10 protein-coding genes are annotated in these 12,501 nt (G+C 68.4%); 7 read left to right on the top strand and 3 right to left on the bottom strand.

Annotated features, from left to right (window positions below; translation table 11 throughout):
• Positions 1-13 precede the first annotated feature (13 nt).
• The 7 genes from ABIE65_RS13565 to ABIE65_RS13535 all read left to right on the top strand — a co-directional run bounded on the left by ABIE65_RS13565 (position 14) and on the right by ABIE65_RS13535 (position 9,270).
• Entirely contained in the window at positions 14-1,294 is a 1,281-nt protein-coding gene (locus ABIE65_RS13565; protein ID WP_354078322.1) for an ammonium transporter, read from the top strand.
• Positions 1,295-1,498: 204 nt separating this feature from the next.
• Positions 1,499-2,692, top strand: coding sequence for an aminotransferase class I/II-fold pyridoxal phosphate-dependent enzyme (locus tag ABIE65_RS13560; RefSeq protein ID WP_354078321.1), 1,194 nt, complete (start codon positions 1,499-1,501; stop codon positions 2,690-2,692).
• A 20-nt stretch (positions 2,693-2,712) separates the two neighbouring features.
• The gene (locus ABIE65_RS13555; RefSeq protein ID WP_354078319.1) at positions 2,713-5,127 is read left to right on the top strand and encodes a DNA translocase FtsK; all 2,415 of its coding nucleotides are present in this window, start codon (positions 2,713-2,715) and stop codon (positions 5,125-5,127) included.
• Positions 5,128-5,178: 51 nt separating this feature from the next.
• Positions 5,179-5,898 (top strand): LolA family protein, encoded by a 720-nt coding sequence (locus tag ABIE65_RS13550; RefSeq protein WP_354078317.1) that lies wholly within the window; start codon positions 5,179-5,181, stop codon positions 5,896-5,898.
• Positions 5,899-5,980: 82 nt separating this feature from the next.
• Positions 5,981-6,772, top strand: coding sequence for a gamma-glutamyl-gamma-aminobutyrate hydrolase family protein (locus tag ABIE65_RS13545; protein WP_354078316.1), 792 nt, complete (start codon positions 5,981-5,983; stop codon positions 6,770-6,772).
• Positions 6,769-7,722, top strand: a complete 954-nt coding sequence (locus ABIE65_RS13540) for an alpha/beta fold hydrolase (protein WP_354078315.1) — start codon at positions 6,769-6,771, stop codon at positions 7,720-7,722. The genes ABIE65_RS13545 and ABIE65_RS13540 overlap by 4 nt, the downstream gene beginning before the upstream one ends.
• Before the next feature lie 276 nt (positions 7,723-7,998).
• On the top strand, positions 7,999-9,270 hold the full coding sequence (locus tag ABIE65_RS13535) for a glucoamylase family protein (protein ID WP_354078313.1): 1,272 nt from the start codon (positions 7,999-8,001) through the stop codon (positions 9,268-9,270).
• Here the strand turns inward: ABIE65_RS13535 and ABIE65_RS13530 are convergent.
• The 3 genes from ABIE65_RS13530 to ABIE65_RS13520 are packed head-to-tail and all read right to left on the bottom strand — an operon-like array spanning position 9,267 to position 12,497.
• The gene (locus ABIE65_RS13530) at positions 9,267-10,961 is read right to left on the bottom strand and encodes a ribonuclease J (RefSeq protein ID WP_354078312.1); all 1,695 of its coding nucleotides are present in this window, start codon (positions 10,959-10,961) and stop codon (positions 9,267-9,269) included. The genes ABIE65_RS13535 and ABIE65_RS13530 overlap by 4 nt on opposite strands.
• Positions 10,958-11,737 carry a type III pantothenate kinase gene (locus ABIE65_RS13525; protein ID WP_354078311.1) on the bottom strand — a complete coding sequence of 260 codons (780 nt, stop codon included), beginning with the start codon at positions 11,735-11,737 and terminating at the stop codon, positions 10,958-10,960. Before ABIE65_RS13525 ends, ABIE65_RS13530 begins: the two co-directional genes overlap by 4 nt.
• Positions 11,712-12,497 (bottom strand): biotin--[acetyl-CoA-carboxylase] ligase, encoded by a 786-nt coding sequence (locus ABIE65_RS13520; RefSeq protein ID WP_354078309.1) that lies wholly within the window; start codon positions 12,495-12,497, stop codon positions 11,712-11,714. Before ABIE65_RS13520 ends, ABIE65_RS13525 begins: the two co-directional genes overlap by 26 nt.
• Between the last annotated feature and the right edge of the window lie 4 nt (positions 12,498-12,501).

Here is a 12,501-nt window from a genome sequence, read left to right as displayed (position 1 = left end):
GGATCGGACGATCATGCGTGCGTTGAAGTTCATGCTGCCCGCTGCCTTCGCGGCCTGCGCCTTCGCGGCGCCGGCGCTGGCGCAGGATGCGACAGCCGATGCGGGATCCACGGCGTGGATGCTGACTGCGACGGCTCTGGTGCTGATGATGACGATTCCGGGGGTGGCGCTGTTCTACGGCGGCATGGTCCGGAAGATGAACGTGCTCTCCACGATCATGCAGAGTTTCGCCATCTGCTGTCTGGTCAGCATCATCTGGATGGTGATCGGCTATTCGCTGGCCTTCGCCGAGGGATCCGACTGGGTCGGCGGCCTGAGCAAGATGTTCATGGCCGGGATCGAAGTCGGCACGCTGAGCGGCACCATTCCGGAGAGCGTCTTCGCCATCTTCCAGATGACATTCGCGATCATCACCTGCGCCCTCATCACCGGCGCCATCGCCGACCGGATGAAGTTCTCGTCGCTGCTGGTGTTCATCACGATCTGGTCGATCGTCGTGTATGCGCCGATCGCCCACTGGGTGTGGGGAGGCGGCTTCCTGATGAACGACGGCGTCCTCGACTATGCCGGCGGCACCGTGGTGCACATCAACTCGGGCATCGCCGGCCTCGTCGCCTGCCTGGTGCTGGGCAAGCGCAAGGGCTACGGCACCGAGATGTTCGCGCCGCACAACCTCGTGCTGAGCGTCATCGGCGCGGGCCTCCTGTGGGTGGGCTGGTTCGGCTTCAACGCCGGTTCCGCCGTGGCCGCCGACGGCCGTGCCGGCATGGCGATGGCCGTGACGCAGATCGCCGCAGCCGCAGCCGCCCTGTCCTGGATGTTCGCCGAGTGGGGTACGAAGGGTAAGCCCAGCGTTCTCGGCATCATCTCGGGCGCCGTCGCGGGCCTCGTGGCGATCACCCCGGCCTCCGGCTTCGTCGGCCCGACCGGCGCGCTGTTCATCGGCATCATCGCGGGCATCATCTGCTTCTGGGCGTCCACCAGCCTGAAGAACAAGCTCGGCTACGACGACAGCCTGGACGTCTTCGGCATCCATGGCGTCGGCGGGATCGTCGGCGCGGTGCTGACGGGCGTCTTCGCGGTCGAGGCCATCGGCGGCACCGCCGGCCTGCTCGAAGGCAATGGCGGCCAGGTCGTGACGCAGATCTACGGCATCGTCGCGACGCTGATCTATACGGCGGTCGCCACCTTCATCATCCTCAAGATCATCGACGCGATCATGGGACTGCGGGTCGACCCGGAGACCGAGCGCGAGGGACTCGACCTTCGCCTGCACGGCGAGGTCGTGCACTAAGCACGCACCGACCTGCCGGTCGCCTTCGAGAGGCGGCGCCGTCCCCGACGGCGCCGCCTTTCTCGTTTCGTTCCTATGTTGCGGAAATTGCTCACTATTGGGGTGAAAAGCACCGGCTAGTCAGCGGGAATCGTTCCGAGATCCTGTTGCCGCGCAAAAAGGAATGCTATGAGGACCCCTCGTGCGCCCCGCTGGGAAGAAGCGATGATCAACAACCGGATCGGCACTTTCCGGCTCTATCCGTTCGAACGGCTCGGCCAGATGCTGGAGGGGATCCGGCCGCCTGCGGGCCTGCGCGAGATCAACATGGGCATCGGCGAGCCGCAGCATCCGGCACCGCCGATCGTGCGCGAGGTGCTGGACCGCAACGCGGAGCTCTGGGGCAAGTATCCGCCCATGCTCGGCACGCCGGAGTTCCGGAAGGCGGCGGCGGATTGGCTTGGCCGACGGTTCGACCTGCCGGACGGGATGATCGACCCCGGCCGCCACATCGTTCCGGTCTCTGGAACGCGCGAGGCGCTGTTCATGGTCGGCCTCGCGGCCATTCCGGAGATGAAGAACGGCAAGCGGCCCGTCGTGCTCATTCCCGACCCGTTTTATCAGGTCTATGTCGGCGCGGGCGTGTTCGCGGGCGCGGAGCCCTACTACCTGCCCTGTACGGCGGACACCGGCTACCTCCCCGATTTCGCCACCGTGCCCGACGAGATCCTGGAGCGCACCGCCCTGGCCTTCCTGTGCTCGCCGGCCAACCCGCAGGGTTCGGCCGCCGATGCCGGCTACCTGAAGAACCTCATTCGCCTGGCGCGCCGGCACGACTTCGTCCTGGCGCTCGACGAGTGCTACTGCGAACTCTACTATACGCCGGCCCCGGTCGCCGGGGGCCTCCAGGCCTGTGCCGAGATGGGCGGCGACATGGCCAATGTCCTCACCTTCCACTCCCTGTCGAAGCGGTCGAGCGTTCCCGGCCTGCGATCCGGCTTCGTGGCGGGTGCCGCCGACCTGACCGACGCTTTCTGGCGGGTGCGGCTGTATGGCGGGGCGGCCCCGCCGCTGGCCATCCTGGCCGCATCCACGGCCCTGTGGAACGACGATACCTACGCCGCGCAGAATCGCGCGCTCTACGCCCGGAAATACGACATTGCGGAGGCCGTGCTCGGCGACCGCCTCGGCTTCTACCGCCCGGACGGCGGCTTCTACCTCTGGCTCGACGTCGGGGACGGCGAAGCCGCCGCGAAGCGCCTCTGGGCCGAGGCCGCGATCCGAGTCCAGCCGGGCGCGTTCTTCGCGCACGACCATCCGGACGGCACCAACGTCGGGCACCGCTACATCCGCGTGGCCCTCGTGCACGACCTCGCCACGATCGAGGAGGCACTTCACCGCATGAACCAGGTCCTGTGACGCGCCAAGGGACGGAGTAGATGGCACGCGCCTCCACGCAAACCGAACGAAGCCAGTTCCTGCCGCCTGCGGCGGTGGAATTCCTGCGCCGCCGCGCGATCGAACTCGGCGGTCTCGTTCTCGTCGCGGCGGGCGTCGCCCTGCTGGTCACCTTCGCGAGCTACGCCCCGACCGATCCGTCGCCGAACGTGGCGAGCGGCGGCACGGTTCGGAACCTGCTCGGCGTACCGGGCGCCTATATCGCGGACGTCATGCTGCGGACGCTGGGACTGGCGGCGGTGACCTTCGGCGGCATGCTGGCCGTCTGGGGCTGGCGCATCGCCAGCCATCGCGGCCTGACGCGGACATGGGTGCGGGTGGCACTGCTGCCCTTCGGCACGCTGCTGGTGGCGACGGCGCTCGCCTCGCTGCCGACCGCCGAGGCGTGGCCGCTGCGCGAGGGACTGGGCGGCGTGCTGGGGGTCGTGCTGCTACACTGGGCCGCCGGGCTGCCGCAGCTGATCGGATTGCCGCTCGCCTACGAGCAGGTGGGACTGGTGACGGGAATCGCGGGCGGCATCGTCGTCGCCTTCGTCCTGGGCTTCAGCTTCCGCGAGATCGCCATGCTGACGCGGGCCTGCTTTCGCGGGGTGCGCTTCCTCGCGGCCAGCGCCATCGGCGGCGTCCTGTTCCTGCGCCGCACCTGGGATGCGCGGCGCGCGGCGGCACCGCAGCTTCCCCGGCGCCGCGACACCTCCGGCGACGATGCCGACGACGTGACGCCCCGCGAGCCCCGCTTCCGCCGCCCCGCCGTGTCGGCCGAGCCGCCGCCCGAGGTGACGGTGCGCACCGCCGAGCCTGCGAGCATCGTCGAGCCGCGCGCGCCGAAAAAGCAGGGCACGCCGGTGCGGACGAAGACCAGCCAGCCGGACCTGCCCCTCGGCGACGGCTACCGCCTGCCGCCGCGCGAGCTGCTGGCGATGGCGCCCGATGCGGGCAAGTCGCTGCAGATCGACGATTCGGCGCTGGAGCAGAATGCGCGCCTGCTCGAATCGGTCCTGGACGATTTCGGCGTGCGCGGCGAGATCGTGAAGGTCCGGCCGGGACCGGTCGTCACGCTCTATGAACTGGAACCGGCACCGGGCACCAAGGCGTCGCGCGTCATCGGCCTCGCCGACGACATCGCCCGCTACATGAGCGCCGTGTCGGTCCGCGTCGCGGTCGTGCCCGGCCGCAACGTGATCGGAATCGAGCTGCCGAACGTGCGGCGCGAGACGGTCTATCTGCGCGAGCTGCTGGAGACGCCGGCCTACGAGAACTCCCAGAGCGGGCTGACGCTCGTGCTGGGCAAGGACATCGGCGGCGGGCCCGTCGCGGTGGCGCTCGAGCGGATGCCGCACCTGCTGATCGCCGGCACCACCGGCTCGGGCAAGTCGGTGGCCATCAACACGATGATCCTGTCGCTGCTCTACCGCCTCACGCCGGAGCAGTGCCGCTTCATCATGATCGACCCGAAGATGCTGGAACTGTCGGTCTACGACGACATCCCGCATCTCCTCGCGCCGGTCGTCACCGACCCGCGCAAGGCGGTCGTCGCGCTGAAATGGGTCGTGCGCGAGATGGAGAACCGCTATCGCGCCATGTCGACCTTCGGCGTGCGCAACATCGGCGGCTTCAACGCGCGGCTGGAAGAAGCCCGCAAGAAAGGCGAGATCCTCAGCCGCCGCGTCCAGACCGGCTTCGATCCCGATACCGGCAAGCCGGTGTTCGAGGAGCAGACCCTCGACATGACCCCCCTGCCCTTCATCGTCGTCGTCGTCGACGAGATGGCCGACCTGATGCTGGTCGCGGGCAAGGACGTGGAGATGGCGATCCAGCGCCTGGCGCAGATGGCGCGGGCCGCCGGCATCCACATCATCATGGCGACGCAGCGTCCGTCTGTGGACGTCATCACCGGCACGATCAAGGCGAACTTCCCGACGCGCGTCAGCTTCCAGGTCACCTCCAAGATCGACAGTCGCACCATCCTGGGCGAAGGCGGCGCCGAACAGCTGCTCGGCCAGGGCGACATGCTCTACATGGCCGGCGGCGGACGCATCAGCCGCGTCCACGGCCCCTTCGTCACGGACAACGAGGTCGAGGAGGTCGTCGGCTACCTGAAGCAGCAGGGCCAGCCCTCCTACATCGAGGCCGTGACCGAGGACGACGAGGCCGCGGCCGGCATCCCCGGCTTCGAGGGCGACGGCGGCATCGACGAAGGCAGCGACCTGTACCAGCAGGCGGTCGCCCTGGTCGCACGCGAGAAGAAGGCGTCGACCAGCTTCATCCAGCGTCACCTGCAGATCGGCTACAACCGCGCTGCCCGGATCATCGAGCAGATGGAGACCGAGGGGATCGTCAGCGCCGCCAACCATGTCGGCAAGCGCGAAGTGCTGATCGGTGGCGGCGGCGACTGAGCACCCCCATCTAGCGCCGGAGCGACGATCGACCGTTGTTTCGGAGTGCCGATGTTTCCGAGGGTTCGCCTGCCCGCCGTCTTCCAGACCCGCAGCGCCGCGGCAGCCCTGCTGCTCGGTGCTGGTCTTTGCCTGACCGCCGCTCCCGGCGGCGCCCTGGCCCAGGCCGCCACTCCCCAGGCTGCTGCCCCGTCGGGAAACCCGACTCGCGGCATGGGGCCGCTGTCGGCCGACGATCGGGCGATCGTCAAGCGTGCCGAAGAGTATCTGAACGGCATCCAGACCATGGAAGCACGGTTCACGCAGGTCGACAGCGCAAACAAACGGGCGACCGGCAAGATCTATCTGTCGCGGCCCGGCCGGATGCGCTTCGAGTACGACCCGCCGGTACCCGTGCTGATCGTGGCCAACGGACGTCACCTGATCCACTACGATCGCGACCTGAAGACCGCCTCCTACATCAATCAGCGCGACACGCCGGCCTGGTTCCTGCTGTCGCCGAAGATCGAGATGCAGGGCGACGTCACCGTCACCGAGGTGGCGCGGCGGGAGGACCGCATCCTGATCACGCTGATCAAGACGAGCGAGCCGAACCAGGGCGCGGTGACGCTGGTGTTCAGCGAAAACCCCATGCGCCTGGAGCAGTGGGCCGTCTCCGACGCGCAGGGCGTCGTGACCTACGTGACGCTGCGCGACGCCACGTTCGGCACACCGATCGCAAACGAGCGCTTCGTGTTCGACGAGCCGGTCTGGACGGACCGGCCGCGCTGATGCCCACCGTCGGCGGCCGGGTCTTGCGCAGAAGCGTCGTGCGCCCCCACAATGCTGCAGACATGTCAGCATTTCCGGCACGATGACCCCCGTCGAAACCATCCCCGAACCCGCGCCCATCGTCGGGATCTCCGCCTGTGTCCGCGACGTGAACGGCTTCCCGTTCCACGCGGTCAACCAGCGCTATCTGGTCGCACTCACCGAGGCGTCGCGCGTCGTCCCGATGATCGTGCCGGCGCTGGGCGAACGGTTGGACCTTGAACGCATGGCCGAACGGCTCGACGGCCTGCTGGTGACCGGCAGCCCGTCGAACGTCGAACCGTTCCACTATGGCGCCGAACCCGCGGCACCCGACATCCTGCACGATCCCGCCCGGGACTCCACCACGCTGCCCCTGCTCCGCGCGGCGCTGCGCCAGGGCGTCCCGGTGTTCGCGATCTGCCGGGGAATCCAGGAACTCAACGTCGCGATGGGCGGCACGTTGCACCAGTTCCTGCACACGGTCGAAGGCAAGCGCGACCACCGCTCCGACAAGACCAAGCCGCCGGGCGAGCGCTCGGGTCCGGTCCATACGGTCAGCCTGACGCCGGGTGGCCACCTCCACCGGCTGGCGGAGGTGCCGGAGGTAATGGTGAACTCGCTGCACGCACAGGCGATCGACCGGCTGGCCGAGGGGCTGAGCGTCGAGGCCGTCTCGCCCGACGGCGTGGTCGAGGCCGTCTGCGTCACCGGATCGGCGACGTTCGCTGTCGGCGTGCAGTGGCATCCCGAAGCCCTTTGGCAGGGCGATACGCTGTCGCGGCGACTGTTCGAAGCGTTCGGCGACGCCTGCCGGACGCACGTGGCCGCACGGCAGCGACGGGCGGCGGCGTGAGCCGGGCTGCGACGCTTCCACCGCCGTCCATTCCGGCGACCGCCGCCGAGCTGCTGACCGTGACGGCACGCGACGGGCTCGGCCTCCGCCTGTACCGCCTGCGTCGCGGGTGCGCCGACGCACCGGTCCTGCTCTGGGGCCATGCGAACGGCTTCTCCGCTGGCAGCTACCTGCCGCTGCTCGAGGAGCTGTGCGACGACTTCCAGGTCTTCGCCTTCGATGCGCGCGGCCATGGCGGCTCGCAGCAGCCGCCGCTTCCGTTCGACGAAACCCTTCACATCGACCGCTACACCAGCGACCTCGGCCTGCACGTCGCGCGCGTCCGGGAGATCGTCGGCGACAGGCCAATGTTCTTTTCGGCCCACTCCTTCTCGGGAGTCGCCGCACTTCGTCTCGGTGCGATCGAAGGCGTGGCGCCTTGGCGGGCGGTGGTGCTGTTCGAGCCGCCGCTCGTCCCGACCGCCGACCACCCCGAATATGCCATAGCCGCATCAACCGGCCGCGACCTGATCGCCGGTGCGGCAAGGCGCCGGCGACGCTGGGTCGACCCTGCGACATACGCCGCCTCGCTCGGAAAGCGCATCCCTTACTCCCAGTTCAGGCCGGACATGCTGCAGGCCCACTGCAGCGCCACGCTTCGTCCGACGGCGGACGGCGACTTCGAACTGGCGTGCGCGCCGGAGGTCGAGATGGCGACCTATCAGGCCGTCGACAACGTCACCACGTTCGAAGCCCTGCCGCGCTTCCCCAGCCCGGTCCACTTCGTGGCATCGGAGCCCGCGGTCCCCCCGGCACCGCCGAGTTGGGCAGCGCTCGTCCAGGAGATCGCCGCCGCCCGCGTCACGGGCGCGCAGCTGACCAGGCTCGATGGCACGGGGCACATGATGCCCTTCGAGAAGCCGGCCGCATGCCGGCAGATACTCTTGGAAACACTCATCAATTTTTCTTGACAAAGAACGGCGGAGATGCACTTGCATTCGTCCGCCGCCGCCATATCTGGTGACGCATAAGCCGGGGACGGCATTGATCGCCGCCCTCACGGACGATCCCCCCCTCGTCCATTGGCTTAGACGCCCCCAGCGCCCGGCCGGTCCCCCCTGGCCGGGCGCTTCTACGTCCCGCCGCCCAACCGATCCCTCCTAGCCACCCGTGCGGCCGCGAGGGAGTGGTTGACAGTGAGTGCGTCCGGTCGCCAGTCTCGGCTTTCCGACAGGACGTGGCCCGCCGTGACCGTCTCCCATTCAGCCTCCGACGAAGCCCTGCTCGATCTGGTACAGCGGCAGACCTTTCGCTGCTTCTGGGACCTGGCGCATCCGGTGAGCGGGCTCGTGCGCGACAGGAGCGATGTCCATCCGCTCTACGGGCCGGACGCCGTCACCACGGGCGGATCGGGCTTCGGCATCATGTCGATCGTCACCGCCTGCTCTCGCGGCTGGATCGGCCGAAGCGAGGCCGTGGAGAGGCTCGGCCTCGTCGTGCACTTCCTCGAGCGGGCCGAGAGCTACCACGGCATCTTTCCGCATTTTCTGGACGGTCGCACCGGCCGCACCATCCCCTTCAGCCGCAAGGACGATGGCGGCGACATCGTCGAGACGGCCTTCCTGTTCGTCGGGCTTCTCTGCGCCCGCCAATACTTCCGGAGCGATGCCCCGGCCGAACGCGACCTGCGCGGCCGCATCGACCGTCTGTGGCGCGAGGCGAAGTGGAACTGGCATACGCGCGACGGGCGCCATGTCCTCTACTGGCACTGGAGCCCCCGGCACGGCTGGGACATGGACATGGAAATCCTGGGCTGGAACGAATGCCTGATCGCCTATGTCATGGCCGCGTCCTCGCCGACCCATGACATCGATGCGGCGGCCTATCATCGCGGCTGGGCCGAGAGCCGGCGCTTCCGCAACGACCGGCGCTACTACGGCATCGACCTGCCCCTGGGACCGGACTTCGGCGGGCCGCTCTTCTTCGCGCACTATTCGTTTCTGGGACTCGATCCGCGCGGGCTGCGCGATGCCTATGCCGACTACTGGCAGCAGAATGTCCGTCACACCCAGATCAACCGGGCACACTGCATCGCCAACCCGAACGGGCATGCGGGCTATGGCGCCGACTGCTGGGGCCTGACCTCGAGCGACGGGCCGGACGGCTATGCGGCGCACGCGCCCGACAACGACACGGGCGTCATCGCGCCGACGGCGGCCCTCTCGAGCCTGCCCTATATGCCGGCAGAGTCACTCCGGGTCCTGCGCCACCTGATGGGTCCAATGCGCGAGCGCGTGTGGCGCGAGCACGGCTTCGTCGACGCCTTCTGCGAGACGCGCGACTGGTACGCCGACACATGGCTGTCGATCGACCAGGGGCCGATCGTCGTGATGATCGAGAACTACCGGAGCGGGCTGCTCTGGGATCTCTTCATGAGTTGCCCCGAGGTGCATGTCGGACTCGGCCGGCTGGGCTTCGCCAGCCCGCACCTCGCCCGACCGAACACCCTGGAAGCCTAACGCCCGACCCGGACGACGTGCACCTCTACGATCGGCCGCTTGTCGTAGCGGTTCCGCAGCGTTCGGCGCAGCGCGCTGCGCGCGGCGTCGCGGATCGCCTCGTCGTCCTGGCGCCGACCGCCGGACAACGCCGTCACGGCGCGCTCGACCGCGTCGGCCATCGCGTCCTGAAGGCGCCCCTCCTCGATCTCCTCCGAGAGGCCGCGCACCGATATCTGCGGATCGGCGAGCAGCGCGCCGTCGCGTCCGACGACCAGCGAGACCATCGCCGATCCGTTGACGGCCATGCGCCGGCGCGCGCGCAGCGCTTCGCCATCGAGACGCGAGAGGTTGCGGCCGTCCGGCGTCAGTCGCCCAGTGGGCACCTTTCCGAGCCGCTGGCGTCCCTTCTGCGAGAACGACAGGAGCACCCCGTTCTCGACCAGCAGGGCCTCCTCCACACCGCAGTCGCGTGCCAGTTCGGCATGGGCGTGCAGATGGCGCAACTCGCCGTGCACCGGCACCGCGAAGCGCGGTCGCACCCAGCCGTACATCTGTTTCAGTTCCGGCCGCGACGGATGGCCGGAGACGTGCACGAGGCGCTCGCGGTTCGTGATGATGTCGAGGCCGAGCTGGACGAGCTTGTCCTGTACCCGGTCCACCGACCGCTCGTTCCCAGGGATCGTGCGCGACGAGTAGACGACCGTGTCGCCCGGATCGAGCACGACGTTAGGATGGGTACCGAACGCGATCCGGCTGAGGGCGGCCTTCGGCTCGCCCTGGCTGCCGGTGCACATCAGCACGACCTCCTCGCGCGGCAGGAAGCCCACATGCTCCTCGGAGAGGAAGGGGGGCGTGTTCTTCAGGTACCCGGTCTCCCGGGCGACATCGTTCATGCGCAGCAGCGACCGCCCGACCAGTGCGACCCGCCGGCGGTTCGCCGCGGCCGCCGCGGCGATGGTCTGCATCCGCGCGATGTTGCTGGCGAAGCAGGTGAACACCACCCGGCCGGTACACTCACCGATCAGCGCCTCGAGGCTCTCGCGCAGCTCGGCCTCCGAGCGCGTCGGCGTCTCGATCAACGCGTTGGTCGAATCGCAGATCATGGCCAACACACCGGCATCGCCGATCGCCGCCAGCTTCTCGGTGTCCGGCGGGGCGCCGACGCCCGGCTCGGGGTCGATCTTCCAGTCGCCGGTATGCAGCAGCGTCCCGACGGCGGTGCGGATGACCAAGCCGTTCGGCTCGGGAATCGAATGGGTCATCGTGACCAGTTCAAGGTCGAACGGTCCGACCCTGAACGAACCGCCGAGCGGGACTTCGACGATCTTCATCTGGCCCGCCGCGCCGTTCTCGGCGAGCTTTCGCCGCAGGAAGGCCGCCGTGAACGGCGTGGTATAGACCGGGCAGCCGAAGGTCTTTGAGAAGAAGGGAACCGCGCCGACATGGTCTTCGTGCGCGTGGGTGATGACGATCCCGACGAGCCGTCCGCCCTGCGCCTCGATGAAGCGCAGGTCCGGCAGGATCAGATCGACGCCCGGCGTCGTATCGTCGCCGAAGGTGACCCCCAGGTCGACCATCAGCCATTTACCGGCATGTCCGTAGAGAGCGACGTTCATGCCGATCTCGCCGACGCCCCCCAGCGTCACGAACAGGACCTCGTCCTCGGGCGGGACGACCTCCGTGGCGGCAATCTCGGGCAACGCGGTCATGCCGCGTTCCGCCGGTAGACTTCGAGCAGTCCGCGCAATGTGAGATCCTTGTCGACATGGTCGATGACGTCGGTTGCGTCCGCGAAGAGCGAGGACAGGCCGCCGGTGGCGACGGTCTTCATGTCCTCCTTGTGCTCCTCCCTCAGACGGCGAATCAGCCCCTCGACGAGACTGACATACCCCCAGTAGACCCCAGACTGCATCGCCTGGATGGTCGACCGGCCCAGAACCTTGTTGTCGGCGCGCGGTCGCTCCACCCCGACCATCGGCAGCTTCGCCGCCGCCCTGTGCAGCGCCTCGATGGACAGGTTGACCCCCGGCGCGATCACACCGCCGAGATAGTCGCCCTCGCGGTTCACGACGTCGAACGTCGTCGCGGTACCGAAATCGACGACGATGAGGGGCCCGCCGTAAGTCTCGTGCGCGGCGACTGCCGCCATGATGCGGTCGGCGCCGACCTCGGCCGGGTTCAGCGTCAGGACCCGCATTCCCAGCTTCACCTGCGGATCCCCCACGACGAGCGGCTCGCAGTGGAAGTACCGGCGCGCCAGCGTCATCAGGTTGAACAACGACGCCGGCACGACGGTGCCGACGATGACCGCGTCGATCGTATCCCGGGCCAGCCCCTGGAGCTGCATCAGTTGCAGCAGCCACACGGCATATTCGTCGGCCGTCCGGTTGGGCTCGTTCGACGTGCGCCAGATGCCTTTCTGCTCGTCGCCGTCATAGACCGCGAACTTGGTATTCGTATTACCGGCGTCCACCGCCAGCAGCATCGCCTTCTCCTGGGCCGCCCACGGGGAACACCTCTCCGGCCGCAACGTACCGTTTTAGCCCGGATGACAATTCCAGGACAAGGACACCATCCCTGTCCAACCCGGCGAACCGGCCCTCCATCGTCTCTCGCTCCAGCCTGACGCGGATCGTCTCGCCGAGCCGCCATGCGCGTTCCAGCCACGCTTCGCGCAACGACTCGAAGCCGCCGGCCTGCCATGGAACGAGCCAACGCTCGAAGCGGTCGATGAGCAGCGACAGCGCCCGCCCCGGCGAAACGACACCGGCGCCCGCGGTGGCAAGATCGGTCGCCGGCGTTTCGGTGTCGACGGGATGCCCGACCAGATTGACCCCGATGCCAACCGCGACCCACTCGATCCGTCCGCCGACTCCGGCCATCGACTCGATCAGGATACCGGAAACCTTGCGCTCATCGACCAGAACGTCGTTCGGCCACTTTACCCGGACCATCGCCTCGGGAAGAAGCGCGACAGCCATGTCGGCGATCGCCAGAGCCGCGACGAAACCGAGCTGTGCGGCGACGTTGGGGGCAACGTCGGGTCGAAGCAGAAGCGTGCAGGCGAGATTGCCCGGCCCGGTCTTCCAGGCCCTGCCGCGCCGGCCGCGCCCGCCCGTCTGCTCCAGCGCCCAGACGACCGTCCGGTCCGCTTCACCGGCGCGCGCCCGCCGGATCGCCTCGGCGTTGGTGCTGTCGACCTCGGGAAGCGAGATCAGGCCGTAGCCGGCGGGCAGCGCCGGCATGCCG

It is taken from the genome of Constrictibacter sp. MBR-5, assembly GCF_040549485.1.
Classification (GTDB): domain Bacteria; phylum Pseudomonadota; class Alphaproteobacteria; order JAJUGE01; family JAJUGE01; genus Constrictibacter.
Note: the sequence above shows the minus strand (reverse complement) of the source record. Positions and strands in the feature narration are given on the sequence as shown.

Bases quoted from the DNA above. Each gene is read 5' to 3' on its own strand.
- ABIE65_RS13565 (WP_354078322.1), top strand. From the start codon at position 14: ATGCGTGCGTTGAAGTTCATGCTGCCCGCTGCCTTCGCGGCCTGCGCC.
- ABIE65_RS13560 (WP_354078321.1), top strand. From the start codon at position 1,499: ATGATCAACAACCGGATCGGCACTTTCCGGCTCTATCCGTTCGAACGG.
- ABIE65_RS13555 (WP_354078319.1), top strand. From the start codon at position 2,713: ATGGCACGCGCCTCCACGCAAACCGAACGAAGCCAGTTCCTGCCGCCT.
- ABIE65_RS13550 (WP_354078317.1), top strand. From the start codon at position 5,179: ATGTTTCCGAGGGTTCGCCTGCCCGCCGTCTTCCAGACCCGCAGCGCC.
- ABIE65_RS13545 (WP_354078316.1), top strand. From the start codon at position 5,981: ATGACCCCCGTCGAAACCATCCCCGAACCCGCGCCCATCGTCGGGATC.
- ABIE65_RS13530 (WP_354078312.1), bottom strand. From the start codon at position 10,961: ATGACCGCGTTGCCCGAGATTGCCGCCACGGAGGTCGTCCCGCCCGAG.
- ABIE65_RS13525 (WP_354078311.1), bottom strand. From the start codon at position 11,737: ATGCTGCTGGCGGTGGACGCCGGTAATACGAATACCAAGTTCGCGGTC.
- ABIE65_RS13520 (WP_354078309.1), bottom strand. From the start codon at position 12,497: ATGCCGGCGCTGCCCGCCGGCTACGGCCTGATCTCGCTTCCCGAGGTC.